Origin of the sequence: Bradyrhizobium betae, assembly GCF_050632175.1 — a bacterium.
In the GTDB taxonomy this organism is placed as follows: Bacteria; Pseudomonadota; Alphaproteobacteria; order Rhizobiales; family Xanthobacteraceae; genus Bradyrhizobium; species Bradyrhizobium betae_B.
In genome coordinates this window covers 4344491-4363738 of record NZ_CP192576.1, presented here as the reverse complement: position 1 = coordinate 4363738, position 19248 = coordinate 4344491, and the positions used below count along the sequence as shown (strand labels likewise).

16 protein-coding genes and 5 pseudogenes are annotated in these 19248 nt (G+C 63.8%); 8 read left to right on the top strand and 13 right to left on the bottom strand.

Features of this window, described 5'->3' with window-relative positions; all coding sequences use genetic code 11:
* Nucleotides 1-14 precede the first annotated feature (14 nt).
* Complete coding sequence (locus ACQ86E_RS21035) at nucleotides 15-404, top strand: nuclear transport factor 2 family protein (protein WP_431201612.1); 390 nt, start codon at nucleotides 15-17, stop codon at nucleotides 402-404.
* Between the two features lie 67 nt (nucleotides 405-471).
* On the opposite strand, the gene pcaG is transcribed toward ACQ86E_RS21035, so the two are convergent.
* Both pcaG and pcaH read right to left on the bottom strand, forming a co-directional pair.
* Nucleotides 472-1098 carry a protocatechuate 3,4-dioxygenase subunit alpha gene (gene pcaG, locus ACQ86E_RS21030; RefSeq protein ID WP_431201611.1) on the bottom strand — a complete coding sequence of 209 codons (627 nt, stop codon included), beginning with the start codon at nucleotides 1096-1098 and terminating at the stop codon, nucleotides 472-474.
* Between the two features lie 5 nt (nucleotides 1099-1103).
* A pseudogene (gene pcaH, locus ACQ86E_RS21025) lies at nucleotides 1104-1893 on the bottom strand (protocatechuate 3,4-dioxygenase subunit beta).
* Nucleotides 1894-1996: 103 nt separating this feature from the next.
* Here pcaH and ACQ86E_RS21020 point away from each other — a divergent pair.
* The 3 genes and pseudogenes from ACQ86E_RS21020 (at nucleotide 1997) to pncB (ending at nucleotide 5336) form a co-directional block, all read left to right on the top strand.
* Nucleotides 1997-2918 (top strand): annotated as a pseudogene (locus tag ACQ86E_RS21020) (LysR family transcriptional regulator).
* A 121-nt stretch (nucleotides 2919-3039) separates the two neighbouring features.
* The gene (locus tag ACQ86E_RS21015) at nucleotides 3040-3945 is read left to right on the top strand and encodes a putative nucleotide-diphospho-sugar transferase (protein WP_431201610.1); all 906 of its coding nucleotides are present in this window, start codon (nucleotides 3040-3042) and stop codon (nucleotides 3943-3945) included.
* A gap of 86 nt (nucleotides 3946-4031) precedes the next feature.
* The gene (gene pncB / locus ACQ86E_RS21010; RefSeq protein WP_431201609.1) at nucleotides 4032-5336 is read left to right on the top strand and encodes a nicotinate phosphoribosyltransferase; all 1305 of its coding nucleotides are present in this window, start codon (nucleotides 4032-4034) and stop codon (nucleotides 5334-5336) included.
* Nucleotides 5337-5364: 28 nt separating this feature from the next.
* Here the strand turns inward: pncB and ACQ86E_RS21005 are convergent, their stop codons facing one another.
* Nucleotides 5365-5877, bottom strand: coding sequence for a TetR/AcrR family transcriptional regulator (locus ACQ86E_RS21005; protein ID WP_431201608.1), 513 nt, complete (start codon nucleotides 5875-5877; stop codon nucleotides 5365-5367).
* 92 nt (nucleotides 5878-5969) lie between these two features.
* On the opposite strand from ACQ86E_RS21005, the gene ACQ86E_RS21000 reads away from it, so the two are divergent.
* The 3 genes from ACQ86E_RS21000 (at nucleotide 5970) to ACQ86E_RS20990 (ending at nucleotide 10745) form a co-directional block, all read left to right on the top strand.
* Nucleotides 5970-6293, top strand: a complete 324-nt coding sequence (locus ACQ86E_RS21000) for a hypothetical protein (protein WP_431201607.1) — start codon at nucleotides 5970-5972, stop codon at nucleotides 6291-6293.
* 364 nt (nucleotides 6294-6657) lie between these two features.
* A complete protein-coding gene (locus ACQ86E_RS20995) occupies nucleotides 6658-10062 on the top strand; it encodes an acyl-[ACP]--phospholipid O-acyltransferase (protein WP_431201606.1) in 3405 nt (1134 codons plus the stop codon).
* 5 nt (nucleotides 10063-10067) lie between these two features.
* The gene (locus ACQ86E_RS20990; protein WP_431201605.1) at nucleotides 10068-10745 is read left to right on the top strand and encodes an esterase/lipase family protein; all 678 of its coding nucleotides are present in this window, start codon (nucleotides 10068-10070) and stop codon (nucleotides 10743-10745) included.
* Here ACQ86E_RS20990 and ACQ86E_RS20985 read toward each other — a convergent pair.
* The 4 genes and pseudogenes from ACQ86E_RS20985 to tcuA all read right to left on the bottom strand — a co-directional run bounded on the left by ACQ86E_RS20985 (nucleotide 10738) and on the right by tcuA (nucleotide 14028).
* Complete coding sequence (locus tag ACQ86E_RS20985; protein ID WP_431201604.1) at nucleotides 10738-11265, bottom strand: disulfide bond formation protein B; 528 nt, start codon at nucleotides 11263-11265, stop codon at nucleotides 10738-10740. The two genes, ACQ86E_RS20990 and ACQ86E_RS20985, sit on opposite strands and share 8 nt — an antisense overlap.
* 49 nt (nucleotides 11266-11314) lie before the next feature.
* Complete coding sequence (locus ACQ86E_RS20980) at nucleotides 11315-11473, bottom strand: DUF5993 family protein (protein WP_431201603.1); 159 nt, start codon at nucleotides 11471-11473, stop codon at nucleotides 11315-11317.
* A 71-nt stretch (nucleotides 11474-11544) separates the two neighbouring features.
* Complete coding sequence (tcuB, locus tag ACQ86E_RS20975) at nucleotides 11545-12651, bottom strand: tricarballylate utilization 4Fe-4S protein TcuB (RefSeq protein WP_431201602.1); 1107 nt, start codon at nucleotides 12649-12651, stop codon at nucleotides 11545-11547.
* A pseudogene (tcuA, locus tag ACQ86E_RS20970) lies at nucleotides 12638-14028 on the bottom strand (FAD-dependent tricarballylate dehydrogenase TcuA). The gene tcuB and the pseudogene tcuA overlap by 14 nt, the downstream one beginning before the upstream one ends.
* A 159-nt stretch (nucleotides 14029-14187) precedes the next feature.
* On the opposite strand from tcuA, the gene ACQ86E_RS20965 reads away from it, so the two are divergent.
* Nucleotides 14188-14871, top strand: coding sequence for a GntR family transcriptional regulator (locus ACQ86E_RS20965; RefSeq protein ID WP_431206524.1), 684 nt, complete (start codon nucleotides 14188-14190; stop codon nucleotides 14869-14871).
* A gap of 5 nt (nucleotides 14872-14876) precedes the next feature.
* On the opposite strand, the gene ACQ86E_RS20960 is transcribed toward ACQ86E_RS20965, so the two are convergent.
* From ACQ86E_RS20960 to ACQ86E_RS20935, 6 genes and pseudogenes are all read right to left on the bottom strand, one after another.
* On the bottom strand, nucleotides 14877-15089 hold the full coding sequence (locus ACQ86E_RS20960; protein WP_431201601.1) for a hypothetical protein: 213 nt from the start codon (nucleotides 15087-15089) through the stop codon (nucleotides 14877-14879).
* Nucleotides 15002-15631, bottom strand: a complete 630-nt coding sequence (locus ACQ86E_RS20955; RefSeq protein ID WP_431201600.1) for an IclR family transcriptional regulator — start codon at nucleotides 15629-15631, stop codon at nucleotides 15002-15004. Before ACQ86E_RS20955 ends, ACQ86E_RS20960 begins: the two co-directional genes overlap by 88 nt.
* Nucleotides 15632-15639: 8 nt before the next feature.
* Nucleotides 15640-16521 carry an NAD(P)-dependent oxidoreductase gene (locus ACQ86E_RS20950; RefSeq protein ID WP_431201599.1) on the bottom strand — a complete coding sequence of 294 codons (882 nt, stop codon included), beginning with the start codon at nucleotides 16519-16521 and terminating at the stop codon, nucleotides 15640-15642.
* 64 nt (nucleotides 16522-16585) lie between these two features.
* A pseudogene (locus ACQ86E_RS20945) lies at nucleotides 16586-17783 on the bottom strand (ABC transporter substrate-binding protein).
* 16 nt (nucleotides 17784-17799) lie between these two features.
* Nucleotides 17800-18656 (bottom strand): annotated as a pseudogene (locus tag ACQ86E_RS20940) (alpha/beta fold hydrolase).
* Nucleotides 18653-19057, bottom strand: coding sequence for a hypothetical protein (locus ACQ86E_RS20935; RefSeq protein WP_431201598.1), 405 nt, complete (start codon nucleotides 19055-19057; stop codon nucleotides 18653-18655). The pseudogene ACQ86E_RS20940 and the gene ACQ86E_RS20935 overlap by 4 nt, the downstream one beginning before the upstream one ends.
* Nucleotides 19058-19248 lie beyond the last annotated feature (191 nt).

The following is a 19248-nucleotide window of genomic DNA, read 5'->3' as shown; positions in this document are numbered from 1 at the left end:
CGAGGGAGGAAGCAATGAGCACGAAGACCTTCACCAAAACCGCGCCGCCAGACTGGCTGCTCGCAATGTGGAGAGAAATCGACGACAAGACCTTCGGCAAGGGGTTCGACTGCTTCGCCGAGGATGCAATCTGCAATCTCGGCGTCGCCGACTGGCACGGCCGGGAGACGATCCGAAACAATCTGCGGCAGTTCATCGACCGTGGCTTCACCGCGCTCCACGATGTCATCGAGTATTGGGACAGCCCGCTGCTCAAGATCTTTCGCGGCGAGGTCTCGATGCGTTTCGACGATCCCAACGTCGCGCCTGTGCGGCCGACGATGGTCCATTTCTTCTATATGGACGAAAGGGATCCCACCAAGGTCAGGCACTGGATTGGAGCAGTGGGACCAACCGGATTCTAGCCTGCGGCATCCGCCTGATCGCGACGCCAGGATCGGCGTCATCTTTCGGTGAGGCCGATCGCAGGGCTCAGACGTCGAAGAACACCGTCTCGTCCGCGCCCTGCAAATTGATCGTGAAGGAATACACGACCTTGCCGGCACGTTCGCCGCGGGTCGCGATCAGGGTCTTGCGGCGCACCGCCGGTTCGACGAGGTTGAGCACGGGATCTGCGGCGTTTGCGGCCTCCTCATCCGAGAAATAGAGCCGCGTGTTGAGGCCGATGTTGATGCCGCGCGCGACGATCCAGACGTTGACATGCGGCGCGCATTTGCGGCCGGCCTTATCAACGATCGCGCCGGGCTTGACGGTGTCAAAGGTGACAAGACCGCTGTCGAAATCCGATCCTGCGCGGCCCCAGCCGCGGAAATCCCCATCCAGAGTGCCAGCCGAACGATCGGCCGGATGGTTGTAGCGGCCGCTGGCATTGGCCTGCCAGATTTCGAGCAGCACGTCGCGCAGCGGCGAGCCGGTTCCGTCGAGCACCTTGCCTTCCAGCGTAATGCGCTCGCCTTGGGTGTTCGGCGTCACCAGCACGTTGGAAAAGTTCTTCTCGAAGATGTCGAATCCGGCCATGGCCGGGATCAGGCCGATGTGGACATAGGGGCCGGCGGTCTGCGAAGCGGTTTCCTTGAGATAGTTGAGCGGCTGCGGCATGGATTTCAGTTCCCCGCGGTGCGATTTTCAAAATAGGTGGAGCGCTGTCCGCGCAGTACGATGTCGAAGCGATAGGCGAGCGAGTCGAACGGCGTCGATGCGTTGAGGTCGAGCGGCGCGACGAGACGGTCGAGCGCGTCCTTGTCCGGGATCGTCGTCAGGATCGGGCAGACCGGAATCAGGGGATCGCCCTCAAAATACATCTGCGTGATCAGACGCTGCGCAAAACCCGAGCCGAACACCGAGAAGTGGATATGGGCCGGACGCCAGCTATTGACGAAGTTGCGCCAGGGATAGGGGCCCGGCTTGACCGTGCGGAAATAATAGTAGCCGGTGTCGTCGGTCAGCGCACGGCCACAGCCGCCGAAATTCGGATCGATCGGCGCCAGATAGGTATCCTTCTTGTGCCGGTAACGACCGCCGGCATTGGCCTGCCAGAACTCGACCAGCGTGTTCGGCACGCCGCGGCCGGTCTCATCCAGCACACGGCCATGGACGATGATGCGCTCGCCGACGGGATCGCCGTCCTTGGCGTAGTTGCAGAATCAGGTCGTTGTCGAGCGGGCCGAGATCGTTGTGGCCGAACACCGGACCGGTGATTTCCGAGATCGAGTTCTCCAGCGACAACAGGGACTGGCGCGGCGACCGCAGGACCGAGGATTTGTAACCCGGCGCATGCGCCGGCGGATGGATGGAGCGGTCGCGCTGAAAGAAGCCGCCATCACCGAGCGGCGGCGTCAGGGGCTCTGGGCGGTTGAGGCGGGGATCCTGCAAGGCTGGCGCCTGGGCGTTCATCGGCGTTGTCTCTCCCTTGGAGCCCTGGTCCGGGCGCGCGGCTTATCGAGAGATCATGGGCCGGCCTATTCCACAGATAAATAGATTGATTATAATACATTGCATGAAGAAAATCGATCATTTGGCTCTCGACGGTCACGCGCTGGAGCTGTTCCTGGCCGTGCTGGAGGAAGGCTCGGTCACGGCGGCCGCAACGCGGCTCGGCCTGACGCAATCGGCAGTCAGCCACGGGCTGAACAAGCTGCGGCGGATCTCCGGCGACCCGCTGTTCGCCAAGTCCGGCCGCGGCATCGTCGCAACCGCCCATGCCCAGGCACTGGCCGCGAAAGCGCGCGCGCTGATCGACGAGATGCGGAGCTTTGCCGGCGGCGTCACGTTCGAGCCGGCCGGAGCGCAGCTCTCGCTCACGATCGCCGCCAATGACTTCCAACGCGATCTCTTGCTGCCGCGGTTCTTCGCGCATGTCGCCACACAGGTGAAGAGCCTGAACCTGCGGGTGATCCCCTCGCAGTCGCCCTCGCCGGCGATGCTGCGCGAAGACCGCTGGCGATCTCCTGATCACGCCGCTGCCGCCATCCGGCGCCGACATCGTTCAGAAGCGCCTGCTCAGCGATCACTACGTCTGCTACTTCGATCCCAGGGCGCGTGCGGCACCATCCGGCCGCAGCGCCTATCTCGCGGCGCGCCACGTGACCGTGGTCTATACGGACAATGAGCGGCTCGACTTCGATCGGCGGCTGGCGGCAAACGGCTTTCACCGTGACATCGCAATCTCCGTGCCGAGCTTCTCCGGGGTCCCGTCATTCCTGCGCGGCTCGCAGATGCTTGCGAGCATGCCGAGCCTGCTCGCATCGGGCGTCATGCGCGGCTTCGCGCAAACCCGCATTCCGCTGGCCTCGCGCACCCGCACGCTGGCCGAGCTGCCGATGTTCATGGTCTGGCACCAGCGCTACCAGAAAGATCCGGCGCATCGCTGGATCAGGAACCAGCTCGAGATCATGGCGGCGACAGCCGCGGACGGCTGAGAACCAATGCAGGATTGCAAATGCCGGTTCATTTCGAGCCTATTTGCCGTGCTGTCAGTCCTGCGCTACATTTCCAGCGCTGTGCAAGAGAACGCCAGCCAAAGGCGTTCGGAGAAGTCCTGTGCGGCAAAGCGTCTGTCTTCTGACGGCCTATGACTCCATTCAGCAACCGCTCGCAGCCTTCACCGTCCCGCGCATGCAGGCTCTCGCCGACGCGCACGGTTATCAACGGCGCTCCATTCACGGCGACAGTTGGAAGCGTCCGCGCGGATGGATGAAGATCGAGGTGATCCGGGCGGCTATCGAGGACAATTTCGACTTCGTGCTGTGGATGGACGTCGATGCCGTTGTGCTTCGCAACGACATCGATGTCAGGACGGCGGCGGTGAATGATGCCGATCTGCACCTCGCCTGGCACGGGCCGGAGACCTCCGAGATCATGGCCGCCGATTTCGTCCCGCACTTCAACTCGGGCGTCATGCTGATCCGCGTCAACGACTGGTCGCGTGCGTTTTTCAAGCAGGTTTGGGACACCGGCCAATTGCGGCATCCCTGGTTCGACCAGGCTACCATACTCCACGCCCTTGGATATGACGACTGTCTGGGGCTTGGCCCGGATCGCCCCAATGAACCGAACCGGTCGCGTCTCGCGCGTCTCGACACCGCCTGGAATTCAATCCCTGGCCTGGCCATCGCACCGGATCCGATCGTGCACCACTATGCCGGGATCAGTAATCCGTCGACGCGGCTCAGGTTGGTCGAGGCGGATGCGCTGACGGCGTCCATGCGCGAACGACTCGACACCGATGTTCGTGAGGCCATCGCTCGTCAGTTCGGCCTGTGGCGCGAGGACGCGGCCATGCGCGACTGGGTCACAGGAGAGCGGGACTTCGCGCTGGCCGGACGGTATGAAATCCTCTCGGAGAGGGATCAGGCGCGAGCGCAACTGGCGGCGGTCCTGGGCTCCACCTCCTGGCGGGTGACCGCGCCGCTGCGCTGGACCAGGGAATTGTTTCAGCGCCGGTGACGGCAATGCTCGCCGGTTGCCAGGCGGTGGCCAGCTCCACGCCAAACCCACTGGTTGCGCAGGGTCGGTCACGCTAGAATTGCCCCATGACAGTGACCGACATTGCGAGCCGGACCTACAATCACAGCTGGCGGCTGGATCCCATCGTCCGTAGCCTGCTGGATACCGACTTCTACAAGTTATTGATGTTACAGATGATTCGGGAATCTTACCCGAGTCAGCAGGTGACCTTCTCGGTCATCAACCGCTCGCGCCATGTGCGGCTCGCCGAGATCATCGACGAGGACGAACTGCGCGCCCAGCTCGACCACGCCCGCACCATCCGCTTCGCCAAGAAGGAGCTGATCTGGCTTGCCGGCAACACCTTCTACGGCAAGACCCACATGTTCTCGGCGGACTTCATCCGCTGGCTCGCCGAATTCCGTCTGCCCGAATACGAGTTGCACAAGGTCGAGGGGCAATACGAATTGCATTTCCACGGACCGTGGAGCCACACCACGATGTGGGAAATTCCGGCGCTTGCCATCCTCAACGAATTGCGCTCGCGCGCGGCGATGAAGGGTCGCGGACGCTTCGAGCTCGACGTGCTGTATGCCCGTGCCAAGGCCAAGCTGTGGAGCAAGGTCGAGCGTCTGCGCAAGCTGGAGAATCTGAAACTCTCCGACTTCGGCACGCGCCGCCGCCACGGCTTCCTGTGGCAGCGCTGGTGCGTCGAGGCTGTGAAGGAAGGCCTGGGCCCGTCCTTCATCGGCACCTCGAATGTGCTGCTCGCGATGGACAATGACCTCGAAGCCATCGGCACCAACGCGCATGAGCTGCCGATGGTGGCGGCCGCGCTCGCCAGGGACGACGAGGAATTGCGCTGGGCCCCCTATCGGATTCTCGACCAGTGGCGGCAGACCTATGGCGGCAACCTCCTGATCGCGCTGCCCGATGCATTCGGCACGAAAGCCTTTTTGCGCGATGCGCCGGAATGGGTAGCCGACTGGACCGGCTTCCGTCCCGACAGCGCGCCGCCGATTCAGGCCGGCGAGGAGATCATCGCCTGGTGGGAGAAGAAAGGCCGCAACCCCAGGGACAAGCTGCTCGTGTTCTCCGACGCGATGGACGTCGGCTCAATCGAGGAGACCTATCACCACTTCGCCGGACGCTCGCGCCTCTCGTTCGGCTGGGGCACCAATCTCACCAATGATTTCGTCGGCTGTCCGCCGGACGGCTCGGTCAATCTCGATCCGATCTCGATTGTCTGCAAGGTGACGTCGGTTGACGGCCACCCGGCCGTCAAGCTCTCGGACAATCCGGAAAAGGCAACCGGCCTGCCCTCCGAGATCGAGCGCTATTTGCGCGTCTTCGGCGATGCCGGTCGCGTGCGCAAACCGGTGCTGGTCTAGCGCTGGTCGATGACGCGCCCCGACAGCGTTATTGCACGGGCAGAATCCCGAGACCTGCCAGATGCGCGTCGAGAAACTGGTCGAGCTGCTGGCGCAGCATCTGCGGCGGCACGGCGATCATGCGCTCCTCGAGACCGAGCGAGATGATGCCGTGCACCGCGGAGAAGAGGGTGCGCGACAGCAGCGCGATCTTCACGTCATCCGCATCCGGTAACAGACGTAGCAGAGGCGGATGCATCAGCGCGAAAGCATCCATCACCATCTGAAGGATGTCATCGGGGTAAGGACGATCGTCCTCCATCCGATGCTCGAACAGCGAGCGCAGTAAATTGGCGTGCTCGGAGGAGAATTCGAGATATGTCGCCGCAAGCCCATAGAGCTGGCGGATGGGATCTTTGGTTGGAACTCCCTTGAGCCGCATTGTGAGCGCCTGCACGGTCTCCCGATTGACGGTCAGGATCACCCCGTCGAAGTCGCCGAACTCGTTATAGACACTCCCAACCGAGCAACCGGCAGCTTCCGCGACATCCCGAACCTTCAACGATCTCAAGCTCTTGGTCGCAATGATGCTGCGGGCGATCTCCAGGATCTGGTGCCGTCTCCGAAACTTTTTCGGTCTCGCAGCGATTCTTCTTGAACATTGTTCATTTTCAAGCTACTCATGTGAACAATGTTCAATTTAACCCGGAGACCTGCAAGATGCAAACCCTCGCTTTTGATATCGCCACCACCTTCGTCGACGACGCCGCGGCTCTCGTGACCGGATTTGGCCGAACCATCTGGCGGGCCGCCATGGCACCGGTCGATCGCATTGCAAATGCCTGCGACATTGCCGGCGTGCTCACCGCGCGCCGCGCGACCTTCCGGATGTGGCGGGCGAACCGCGCCCGTACCGGCCACCGCTTCAGTCTGCTCGGCCGCCTCTCGCCCTTTCGCCACCTCGCCCACCTCACCTGAGGCGGGCGCAGCCGGCACGTTTCGGTCGGCTCGAATGCAAGACCTGGTTGCAAGGAAGGACTTACCATTTTCCGACATTCGCAACGAATTTCACGGCATTGGGCGATGCGGTTCAACTTTCCCTCACCGCCCAGCGCGATATCCCGGTAAGCGCGGCCCCTTCCGCCCGAGCATGATGGCCGCGAGCAGAAATTAGCGAACCTAACGAGACCATTAGGAGACCAACAGGATCGGAAGGCTCGAGGGGACAGAACAGGCCGGCGGGCGTCGCCACCCAGCCATCGTTCGTCCCACGCAATTCCGGTCGTGACGTTTCACCGACAGCACTGCAACTTCAGGCCGTTTTTCCAAAACAGGACTCGTCATGATCAGGGAATTGATGTCGTCACGCCGCTTTGCGCCGCTGTTTTGGGCGCAGTTCTTCTCGGCGCTCAATGACAACGTGCTCAAGAACGCACTCGTCATCATCCTGCTTTACAGTGCCGCGACCGGTCACGGCGATGCCCTGGTGACGGTGGCTGGCGCCGTCTTCATCTTCCCCTATTTCATCCTGTCTGGGCTCGGCGGGCAGCTCGCCGACAAATACGTCAAATCCGTCGTCGCACGGCGGCTCAAATTTGCCGAGATATTCGCCGCGGGTTTTGCCGCCGCCGGCTTCTTCCTGCACTCGGTACCGCTGCTGTTCGCAGCGCTGGCGCTGTTCGGCGTCATCGCTGCCCTGTTCGGTCCCGTGAAATACGCCATGCTGCCGGACCAGCTGGAGCTCGGTGAGCTCGCGACCGGTAACGCGCTGGTCGAAGGCGCGACCTTCATGGCCATCCTGCTCGGGACTGTCGCCGGCGGCCAGTTCGTGGCCGGCTCCGCGCATATGGGCTGGGTCGCATCGGCCGTGGTCGTGCTGGCCCTGCTGTCCTGGGCCTTCGCGTCCCGCATTCCGCAGACAACGCCATCCGCCCCCGATCTGCCAGTCAACGCCAATCCCTGGACCTCGACGCTCGGCCTGTTGAAGACGCTGCATGCAGACCACCGGCTGTGGGACGGCACCGTGATCGTCTCCTGGTTCTGGCTGGTCGGCGCCGTCGTACTGTCGCTGCTGCCGGCGCTGGTCAAGGACGTCGTTGGCGGCACCGAGGGCGTGGTGACGCTGTGTCTTGCGGTCTTCGCGATCGGCATTGCCATCGGTTCGCTGTTCGCGGCCAGCCTCAGTCACGTTCGCCCGAACCTCGCGCTGGTGCCGATCGGCGCCATCATCATGGGGTTTGCCGGCCTCGATCTCGCCTGGGCCATCGGTGTGACCGCCAAGGGCCAGAACATCGCTGCGGTCGACTTCGCAACCTCGTTCGCCGGCCTGCGCATGCTGATCGACTTCGTCGCCTTCGCGTTCGGTGGCGGCTTGTTCGTCGTTCCCTCTTTCGCCGCCGTGCAGGCCTGGTCGGAACCGACCGAGCGCGCCCGCATCATCGCCGCCGGCAACGTGCTGCAGGCCGCCTTCATGGTGGTCGGCTCGCTGTTCGTGGCGCTGTTGCAGGCAGCTGGCCTTCACATCGGCTGGATCTTCTTCGGCCTCGGCGTCGCCAGCTTCGGCGCGGTGTGGTTCGTGCTGACGAAGTGGGGCAAGGAAGGCGTGCGCGATTTCGGCGGACTGCTGTTCCGCGCCCTGTTCCGCACCGAGGTTCGCGGCCTCGAGAACCTCCCGCCTCCGGGCACGCGCATGCTGATCGCCCCCAACCATGTCAGCCTGATCGACGGCCCGCTGCTGCACGCCGTACTGCCGATCGATGCCAGCTTCGCGGTGGATACCGGCATCGCCAAGGCCTGGTGGGCCAGGCCGTTCCTGCGCGTGGTCAAGCACTACACCATGGACCCGACCAAGCCGCTGGCTGCGCGCGACCTGATCAAGCTCGTCGCAGCCGGCGAGCCCGTAGTGATCTTCCCGGAAGGACGCATCACCGTCTCCGGCTCGCTGATGAAGGTCTATGACGGCACCGCGATGATCGCCGACAAGGCCGACGCCGTCGTCGTGCCGGTTCGCATCGAAGGCGCGCAGCGCTCGCATCTCAGCTACCTCAACTCCAGCCAGATCAAGCGCTCTTGGTTTCCGCGGGTGACGGTCACGATCCTGCCGCCGGTCAAGCTGCCGGTCGATCCGGCATTGAAGGGCAAGGCGCGCCGCAATGCCGCGGGCGCCGCGCTTCAGGACGTGATGATTGACGCCATGGTGAAGAACGCCATGCTCGATCACACGCTGTTCGAAGCGCTCGGACACGCCTACCGCGACCGCGATACCGGCAAGGTCATCGTCGAGGACGCGCTCGGCACCAAGCTGACCTATCGCAAGCTGATCCTCGGCGCACAGGTCCTGAGCCGCAAGCTCGAAATCGGGACGTCGGCCGGCGAGAATGTCGGCGTGCTGCTGCCGAACTCCGCCGGTGTCGCCGTCGTCTTCATGGCGCTGCAGAACATCGGGCGCGTCCCGGCGATGCTCAATTTCTCGGCCGGCCCGGTCAACGTCCTCGCCGCCATGAAGGCGGCACAGGTCAAGACCGTGCTGACGTCGAAGGCCTTCATCGAGAAGGGCAAGCTCGACAAGCTGATGGCCGCGATCTCCGCGGAAGCCCGCGTCGTCTATCTCGAGGATGTCCGCGCCTCGATCGGCACGGCCGACAAGATCAAGGGCCTGCTCGCCGGCACCACGCCGCGCGTCGTCCGCCAGCCCAACGATCCGGCCGTCGTGCTGTTCACGTCGGGCTCGGAAGGCACGCCCAAGGGTGTGGTGCTGTCCCACCGCAACATCCTCGCCAACGCCGCACAGGCACTGGCGCGGGTCGATGCCAACGCCAATGACAAGGTGTTCAACGTACTGCCGGTGTTCCACTCCTTCGGTCTGACCGGCGGAATGATGATGCCGATGCTCGCGGGCATTCCGATCTACATGTACCCCTCACCGCTGCACTACCGGATCGTGCCCGAGCTGATCTACCAGACCGGCGCAACCATCCTGTTCGGCACCGACACGTTCCTCACCGGCTACGCACGCTCGGCGCATGCCTACGACTTCCGCACCTTGCGCCTGGTAATCGCCGGCGCGGAGGCGGTGAAAGATCGGACACGCCAGGTTTTCATGGAGCGCTACGGCATCCGCATCCTCGAAGGCTATGGCGTCACCGAGACCGCGCCGGTACTGGCGATGAACACGCCGATGGCCAATCGTCCCGGCACCGTCGGCCGCCTCTCGCCGCTGATGGAAAGTAAGCTCGATCCGGTCCCCGGCATCGAGGAGGGTGGACGCCTCTCGGTACGCGGGCCGAACGTGATGCTCGGATATCTGCGGGCCGAAAATCCCGGCGTGCTCGAAGTGCTCCCCGAGGGCTGGCACGACACCGGCGACATCGTCGCAATCGACCCGGCCGGCTTCATCACCATCAAGGGCCGTGCCAAGCGCTTTGCCAAGATTGCGGGCGAAATGGTCTCGCTGTCCGCGGTCGAGAACATCGCGACGACGCTGTGGCCGCAGGCCGCATCGGTCGCCGTATCGATCCCCGACCAGCGCAAGGGCGAGCGCATCGTGCTGCTGACGACGGAGAAGAATGCCGAGCGCAGCGCTATGCAAGGCCAGGCCAAGGCGATCGGCGCATCCGAGCTGACCGTGCCCGCGGCCATCATGGTGGTCGACAAGGTACCGCTGCTCGGCACCGGCAAGACCGACTACGTCACCGCAACCACGATGGCCCGCGAGCAGGCGTCGGCGCCGGAGCGCGAGGTGGCGTAGGTGCGATGTACGCGGCGCTGAATTCGGTCGGCGCGCGATGCCCTGGTGTGGTTCTGCTCCATGGCATCGCGCGCACCTCGGCATCCCTGAAAGGCCTCGAACGGTCGCTCAAGGCGAGCGGCTTCGCCACGCTCAACATCGACTACGCCAGTCGCACCAAGCCGATCGCGGAGCTTGCCGACGATATCCAACCGGCGATCGCCCGCTTCGCCGAACGCGATGCGCCATTGCATTTCGTGGCGCATTCGATGGGTGGTCTGGTGACGCGCGCCTATATCGCGAAATACCGGCCGAGCAAGCTTGCCCGCGTCGTGATGCTCGGCACACCGAATAGCGGCAGCGAGGTCGCCGACTTTCTGGGCGGATCTTGGCTCTATCATTCATTCTATGGACCAGCCGGGCGCGAACTCACCACAGCAAGCCGATTAAACGCCTCTTCCCCGGTGGACTATCCCGTCGGCGTGATCGCAGGAAATCGGTTCATCGATCCCGTCGCCGGCCTCCTTATTCTCCCGAAGCCGAACGACGGCCGCGTCTCCGTCCAAAGCGCGTTGCTTGCCGGCATGACTGACCATATCGTCGTGAAGGTCTCCCACACCGGACTTCCACGTCACCCGGTAGCGATCGAACAGACGATCGCCTTCCTGCGCGATGGACGCTTTCGAGCGGCTTCCGTCACCTGAGCAGGAGATAGTGAACCGGATTGTCGTCGCATTGACCCGCGCCGCACTCCAGCACGGTGGACAGCAGATTTGCGGCAACCAGCAACGCGAAGATTGCGAACACCGCGTTCGATGCCGGCCCGTTCAGAGGCGGATCCCAGTCTCGGCTACCGGTTACATCCTTCAGCACAAACGCAAGCGCGACGTAACACACGATTCCAACCGCCGCGATCAGCGCCCAGGTGTAGAAATGCAGACCCAACAGCGTCGTGCCGTATCCGGGATCACCGGGCGCGAGATGCAGCGCCACTTGCCGGATCGAGATGAAGCCGGTGACGAGACTGGCGATGAGGATCATCGCATAGTGCGACCCGCGCTCACCAATGCGCAGGTTGAATAGAAACCCCATGCCGATCGCGATGAAGCCGGCGCGCTGCAGCAGGCAAAGCGGACAAGGCAACTCGCCGAGCGCGAGCTGATAGTAGAATGCGACGGTCAGGACCAGTGAGATGCCGAGCACCCCAAGCATATTCAAGGTCATGCCGACCGATCTTTGCTCGTTCATGTTTCCAGTGCCCATCTCGACGCTGTCAGAACGAGAACTTCAGGGAATCGGTAGCGTGGTGGAAGAACCATGCGACCGTGACGACGATCGTTACGCTCCAGAGCGCGTAGCTCAGCCCCGCGCGAGAAAGCCAGACGCAGCCGCAGCCTGCGAGCGCCAGCAGAAAAGGCAGAAACATGTACATGAGCGCGGGGTCCTCAAGCGATTCGCTCATCGCGCGAACGGCCCAAGAGATACGTCAGCCCCGCACGCCCCTCAAGAGCCGGCTTCGCCCCGCCGTTCCTGCGCGTAACGTACCAGCGCCGCGAAGCGATAGATGCCGTGGACGAACTTGCCATAGGGCATGGTGATGAACAGCGCGAATACGGCGCCGAGATGCAGCGCCAGCAACGGCCCCATGGCCGCGGTCTCGCGCAGGATCAGAAGCAGCATGCCGGTGAGACCGGTCAGGAACAGCATGGCGATGAAGCCGACATCCATGCCGTAGCGCTGCTGGTCGAGCAGTTCCGGCGCGCGGCGTGACTTTGCGATGAACAGGCCGGTCGGGCCGACGATAAGGCCAATGCCGCCGAGCGTACCCAACACAACGGGCAGGTCCCACCAGGGATAGGGCGCCTCGCGGGCGAGCAGATAGTGATACAGCGTGGCGACGGAGGTCGCGGCGAAGCACAGCAGGAAGCCGTAGAACGTCAGGTGATGATACAGCTTGCGCCGGTCGGTCGGCTTCTCGTCCTCGTTGTAGCAGCCGACGCCCCGGCCGTGGAGATAGCGTAGCTCGCCGGCATCTCGAATCGCCTGAAAGATCGAGCCACCGTCGGCGCGGCCGCCGATCGGGGTGCCGATATCGCGCCAGAACGCCCGCACGCTCATGACCAGCGCGAGGATCGCGTAAAGGAAGGCTGCGCTGAACAAGGCAGCCATCGCGTTATGCGGCATCAGCCTGTAGAACGCACCGGGGCCGGTATGCACGCCAAACAGCACAGCGCGGTCGTTCAAGGCGGCAAAGCCGAGGATGAAGGCCGCCATGCTGAGCGCGGCGATGACGCTGATGACAAGGCCGTTGCGCGCGAATGCGCCTGAGAGCGCCCGCGGCCAGGCATAGGCCGCGTAGGACTCGGCGCGGGCGATGGCCAGCGTCTGCGGGACGTTGACGTTGAATTCGTGCGGCGGCGAGAATTGGCAGTCGACGTAGCAGGCGCCACAGGAATGGCAGAGATTGGCGAGATAATTGAGGTCGCCGTCGGAGAAGGCGCGGCGCATCTCCATGGCCGGAAACACCGCACACAATCCCTCGCAGTAGCGGCAGGAATTGCAGACGGTCATCAGACGGTCGGCTTCGTCCAGAATCCTAGTTCCGTGCATGTTTCGCCGCTTCCCGTCCTGCGATCCGCCCGAACACGCTGCCGATGGTCATGCCCATGCCGGCCGCATAACCCTTGCCGAGCACGTTGCCCGCCATGATCTCGCCGGCTGCGAACATGTTGGCCGACGGCCTGCCGTCAGCCATCAGCATGCGCGATTCCTTGTTCACGCGCGTGCCGAGATAGGTGAAGGTGATGCCGGGCCGCACCGGATAAGCGAGATAGGGCGGCGTCTCGATTCGCCGCGCCCAGTGGGTCTTGGCCGGCGTGACGCCTTCGGTACGGCAGTCATCGAGAATGGTGTGGTCGAAAGTGCCCGGCCGCACGGCGGCGTTGAATTCGGTGATGGTCTTTTCCAGCGCAACCGGGTCGAGCTCGAGCTTGCCGGCGAGTTCGGCAATCGTCTGCCCGGCGATCGGCGGGAACAGCGTCGGCATGAAGCTGGTGACGACGGTGGAATCGAAGATGATGTAGGCGATCTGATCGGGCTGCGCGGCGACCAGCCGGCCCCAGATCGCGTAGCGCTTCGGCCAGATGTCCTCGCCCTCGTCATAGAAGCGCTGGGAGTGCTTGTTGACGACGATACCGAACACGACCGAGTCGTGCCGCGTGATGATGCCGCCGTCGAATTTCGGCGCGCGAGCGTCGATCGCCACCGCATGGCACTGCGTGGGGTCGCCGACCTCCTGCACACCCTTGTCGAGCAACATTTTCAGGATCGAGCCGCGGTTATAGGGCGTGCCGCGGATCAGGAAATTGTCGGCGGCCTCTCCCCAATATTGCTTCAGCCATTCGATGTTCGCCTCGAACCCCCGGCCGCGGCGACCAGCGAGGTCGCACGGATTTCGGTCTCACCCTTGATCGGCCGCTTGAGGCGCGCGGCGAGGAACATGCCGTCTTCGATCACGAGATCCGTGACCTCGGCGTCGTACTCAACGTCAACGCCGAGCTGCTCTGCGGTCAGATAGAGCGCGTTCAGCATCGCGCGGCCACCGCCGAGGAAGAAGGAGTTGGTGCGGCCGAGGCTGAGTGTGCCCCCGAGCGAGGGCTGCCAACGCACGCCCTGCTCCACTATCCAGTTCAGGATGTCCTTGGACTCCCGGATCATGTGGCGGGCGAGCACTTCGTCGGTTTGCCCGCCAGTGACGCGCAGCAGATCCTCCCAAAACTCCTCCTCGGTATAGGGGCCGGTCAGGATTTCGGTCGCGGCGTCGTGGGCGCAGCGCATGTTGCGGGTATGGCGGGTGTTGCCGCCACGATAGAACTTCGGCGCGCCTTCGAGCACGAGAACCGAGGCGCCGCCGCGGCGCGCCGAAATCGCCGCGCACAACGCCGCGTTCCCGCCGCCGATCACCAGCACGTCGTATTTGCCGCTCATGCCGTCTGCCCGCTGCGACGAAGTTAGAGACATTCTGCCCGCCGACAGCCCCGGTCAACCGGACCGCCATTGCGCACGTTTGTATACAAAGATATACAGATCTCGCGCAAGCAGCAATCTGTGCATGGGCAGGATGCACTTGGCAGCCCAAGAGGACGCATGGCCAGACGCCCGGCAAAGGCAGGCGGATCGATCGCACGTGGCGGCGGCGTGGCGCTGGGAGAAGCAGTGTTCCGCTCCCTCTGCGAGGCGCTTCAGGCCGGCAGTTACCGCGCCGGCGACCGCCTGCGCGAGGAAGAGGTCGCGCAGCGGCTGAAGGTCAGCCGCACGCCGGTTCGAGAAGCCTTGGGCCGGCTCGCGGCCCGCGGCTTCGTGGAGCCCGCCGGTGGCCGCGGGGTGATCGTGCGCAACCTCGATATTTCCGAGGTGCTCGAGCTTTACGCCATGCGCGAAATCATGGAGGGCGCCGCTGCGCGCCTCGCCGCCGAACACGCCTCGGCAACGGAGATCGACGCGTTCAGGGATATCGAGCAGACTTTTGTCGAGGCCTCAGAGACCGATGCGGCCGAGATGGCGAGGCTCAACCGCGTCTTCCACGAGGCCATCTGCCGCGCGGCGCGCAACCGCTATCTCGACAACGCCTCTCGCGAATTACAGGATTGGATCGCCCTGCTCGGCCCGACCACCTTCACCGTGACCGGTCGCCCCTCTACCAGCCATGGCGAGCATGAGGCCATCATCGACGCCATCGCCGCGCACGATGGCGACAAGGCCGAACAACTCGCGCGCGCGCATATCCGCGAAGCGCTGCGCTGCCGGCTGAAGCTGCTGCAGAAGCAGTAGACCGCCTATCGCCGCGCCCGCCGCGCAGGAAGCGCATCATCGACCGAGGCTGCGAGGGCAGCGTCGAGCAGGTCGGTCGGCCCGCCCAGCGCACGCGTCAGGCGGATGGCCGCCTTCAGCAGCCGCGATGTCATCGTCTTGATCGTGTCGCGCGTGAAGCGCGGCTTCGGCCCCGAGAGCGACAGCGCACCAACACATTTTCCGCCGGGACCGAACACTGGACAGGCCAGCCCGGCGCAATCCGGATCGCGCTCGCCGAACGACACGGCGATGCCCCCTCGCGGATCTCGTCATAGGCCTCGCCCTTTTCGCCGTCGAAGGCCAGAATGACCCGGCCTGCGGCTCCCCGGTCGAGCGGCAGCAGAGCGCCCGCCTCGACCCGGTCGAGCGTCGAATGCTGGGAATCGACGCGAAAGACACAGAGCCTGCGCCTGGCGTCGTGCCGCACGTGGTACGACGGGCTTTCGGTCCCGTCGGCCACGAGCTGGCGCAGCAGCGGCATGACGCGATCATGCAAATTGTTGCCGCGCTGGTAGATCGCGCCGAGCCGGAACGGCGTCGGGCCGAGATGGTAACGGCCGTCGGCGAACTGAACGAGATAGCCGAACTCCTGGAGCGAGGTCATCAGCCGCAGCAGCGTGCTCTTGTACATCTTGGTTCGACGCGCGAGCTCGGCCAGCGTCATCGGCTCCGGCGCATCCTCGAAGGCCGCGAGGATGGTCAAAGCACGATCGACGGCGGCGACACCGGGCGAAGGCATTCAGTCTCCTACTCTGGGAATCCGGAGGGATCGATCAGTTTGGCGATGATCGGAAAGTACGCGTCGCCCATGCCCTTGTCGATCGTCTCCTCGAAAATCTCGCGCATCAGCGCTGCGCCGCGCAAATTCAGCCCGGCTTGGGCACCCAGCTCCAGTGCGTAGGACAGATCCTTCATTGCATATTCGGTCGAGAAGGCACGCAGCGGAAACTGCTGGGCGACGATCGCCTTCATGCCGTGGTTGCGGAGAGCAAAACTGTCCGCCGAGCCCTTGGACAGCGTCTCCAGCAACAGCTTCGGCTCGACGCCGCTGTGCTTGGCGATCGCGACGGCCTCGGCCAGCGCGTTCACCGTCTCGAACAGCACCATGTTGTTGAGGATTTTCGTCACCTGCCCCGCCCCGGTGCCGCCGCAAAGGGTGACGTCGGTGGCGAAATGCCGGATCAGCGGCTCCACCTTCGAAAATTGCTCAGGCGTGGCGCCGACCATGACGCTGAGCGTGCCGTCCTGCGCTGCCTGACGGGTGCGCGCGATCGGCGCATCGATCCAGAGCGCGCCCTTGTCCGCGAGCTGCTTGGCGAAGGACCGCGTCAGGCCGACGTCGGAGGTGCCGAGATCGATCACGGTCTGGCCGCTCCTGATCGCCGGCAGGATGCCCGAGAATACCGACATCACGTGTTTGGCGCTGGGCAGGCACAGGAAAATTGTTTCGCTGCCGCCGACCAGATCTTCAACCGACTTCGCCGCCGTCGCACCATCGGCCACGATCCGCGCCAAGGGCTCCGCGGCGAGATCGAACGCAAGCATCGCCCGTCCGCTCTTGCGCAAGAGATTGCGGCAGATCGGCTCGCCCATGACGCCGAGACCGATGAACCCGATCACACCAGACATTCCGTATTCTCCTCGAAAAATCTCGCCGCCGGACGGGCGCGCGTGCCCGCCCGGTCGACGCTGTTTACTTCACAAGCGGACAACCGCCTTCGCTCATCGGCCGGAACACATCCTCGCCTGGCTTGGAGCTGACGACCTTGTAGTAGTCATACTTGTATTTGGACTCCTCCGGCTTCTTCACCTGCACCAGGTACATCGTGTGCAGCACGCGCCCGTCGGTACGGATCGTAACGTCCTTGTTGTAGGCGTCATTGACTTTCATCTCGTGCATTTTTGCGGCAACGACGGTTGCATCGGTCGTACCCGCGGCCTTCACGGCGGCGAGATAGTGATGGACGCCGCTATAGACGCCAGCCTGCACCATGCTCGCGACCTTGCCGTTCATCAGTGCCGCATAGCGCTTCGACCAGGCGCGGGTCTGCTCGCTGAGATCCCAATAGAATGAGGTCGTCACCTGCAGGCCTTGCGTGACCTTCAATCCGAGCGAGATCGACATCTGTGATGAAGACGAGGAGACCGGCAAGCTTCTGCCCGCCTTCGACGACACCGAACTCGCCGGCCTGCTTGATCGCGGTCTGCACGTCCGCCCCCGACGTCGCAAGCCCGACCACGTCGGCCTTCGATCCCTGGGCCTGCAACAGGAACGAGGCGAAGTCGGCGGTGCCGAGCGGATGCGCGGCCGAGCCGATCACCTTGCCACCCGCCGCTTCGATGAATTTCGTGGCGTCACGCTGGAGCGCGTGGCCGAACGCGTAGTCGGCTGTCACAAAGTACCAGCTCTTGCCGCCGGCGCGCGTGATCGCGTCGCTGGTGAGCTTTGACAGCGCATAGGTGTCGTAGTTGAAGTGAAAGCTGACTGGCGAGCAGGATTTTCCGGTGAAATCGGACGATCCGGGCCCCGAGATCACGAAGATCTTGTTCTTCTGCTTGGCGACTTCGAGGATGGCGAAGCCGGCGGAAGACGCCGCACCATCCGCGATCATGTCGACGCCTTCATTGTCGAACCATTTTCGCGCGGTGGCGGATGCGATATCCGGCTTGTTCTGGTGGTCGGCCGAGACGATCTCGATCTTCTTGCCGAGCAGTTCGTTGCCGAAATCCTCGGCGGCGAGCTTTGCGGCTGCGACCGAGCCGCGCCCGCCATTGTCGGCGAACACGCCGGACTGGTCGTTGAGCACCCCGATCCTGATCACATTGTCGGCCGCGAATGCGACGCCCGCTTGTGCGGCAACGACGGCCGCCAAAATCCAACGCAACTTCATAACATACGCCTCCCTTTTACGAATTTTGCTTGTCGAGGATGTCTTGCAGCACCGGCGCGATGTAGCGGCGGAACTGGGCCGGGTTCTCACTCATCGGAAAATGGCCGAGCCGCTCCATCACGGTCGCCTTCGCGCCGGGGATGCCGGCCGCGGTCCGCAGCGTATCCTCCGGCGTGCAGGAGAAATCGTATTCGCCGGTCAGGAGATAGAGCGGGCACTGGTCGACATCGATGGCGCTAGTGCGTCCGCGCAGATCGCCATCGACCCGGTAGAAATAGAGGTCGCCCTTGAAGATGCCGGGTCCGCCCTGCTTGTAGCCCCATAGCGTTTCGTTGCGCGCAGCTTCGGGACCATTGAGTGCTATCAGGCCCGACACCAGCGCGGCACAGACTTCGCCGCCATGGACGTCGGGTCGGTTGAGCCAGTTCGTGTCATACCAGGGCTGCTGGAAGTCAGCGGCCTCGAGCCCGATCAGCGCTCGGAATTCGTGGGCGTGTTCGATCGCAAGATTGAGCACGATGCGGCCACCGATCGAGCAGCCCATCACCACCGGCCGATCCAGCTTGAGCGCCTTGCAGAAGGCCCGGATGGCCGCCGTGTAACTCGCGGTGGTGAGCCTGTATTCGCTGCCATACTGGCTATCGGGCGGGTTGGACTTGCCGTGCCAAGGCATGTCGAAGGCGATGACGCGGAAGTTTTTGTGAACTCCTCGTCCGCGAGCAGATGGCGCCACTGCCGGGCGTCGGAACCCGCCGTGTGCAGGCAGACCAGCGGAATGCCGCTGCCATTCTCCTCGAAGTAGATCCGGTTGATCTCGCCGCCGATCTCGACATGCACGTAGCGGCCGAGGATCGGTTCGATGAAGCCGCTCATGAGGCGCCCCCGAAGCCGCTTTGGCGGGGCAAGGCGAGCAAATCCTTGAAGTATTGCAGATGCGCCATGAAGGGATGCAGATCGCCTTCGAGGCTCGCCTGCCCGCGCTTGGTCAACGCCAGAACGTCATGCCAGCCGGCCGGCGGCATTGCCTGCCAATAGGCGGGGAACGCGGCCGGCGTCGCGCGATAGGCGAAACGCCAGGATCGCATCAGGACCGGCGCAGGCGTCATGTCGACTATCTGCCCGGCGCGGATCGCGACATGAAACGGCTGCGTGGTCGGCCCGAGCAGGCAATCGACGTCGAGCCAGCGGCCGCGCGCTGTCAGCGCCGTGTCGCGCGCCAGCAGTTCCGGGATGGCCTTGAAGCCTTCGAAGATCGCCTCTTGTGTGTACGTCACCGGCGGATCGGCGTCTGGGTGGACGCGCTGGTGCTCCATCGTTTCTTCCCTTTGACTTTCTTGTTCTGCTAGACAGAACATTATTCTATTTCTATGCTGGTTCTATACAGACCCTGTGCGTGAACTCAAGTCCCGACCGATGTTGTGGTACGGTGCGACGGCGGTAGGCACGGGCCGATGTTCGAGGGATC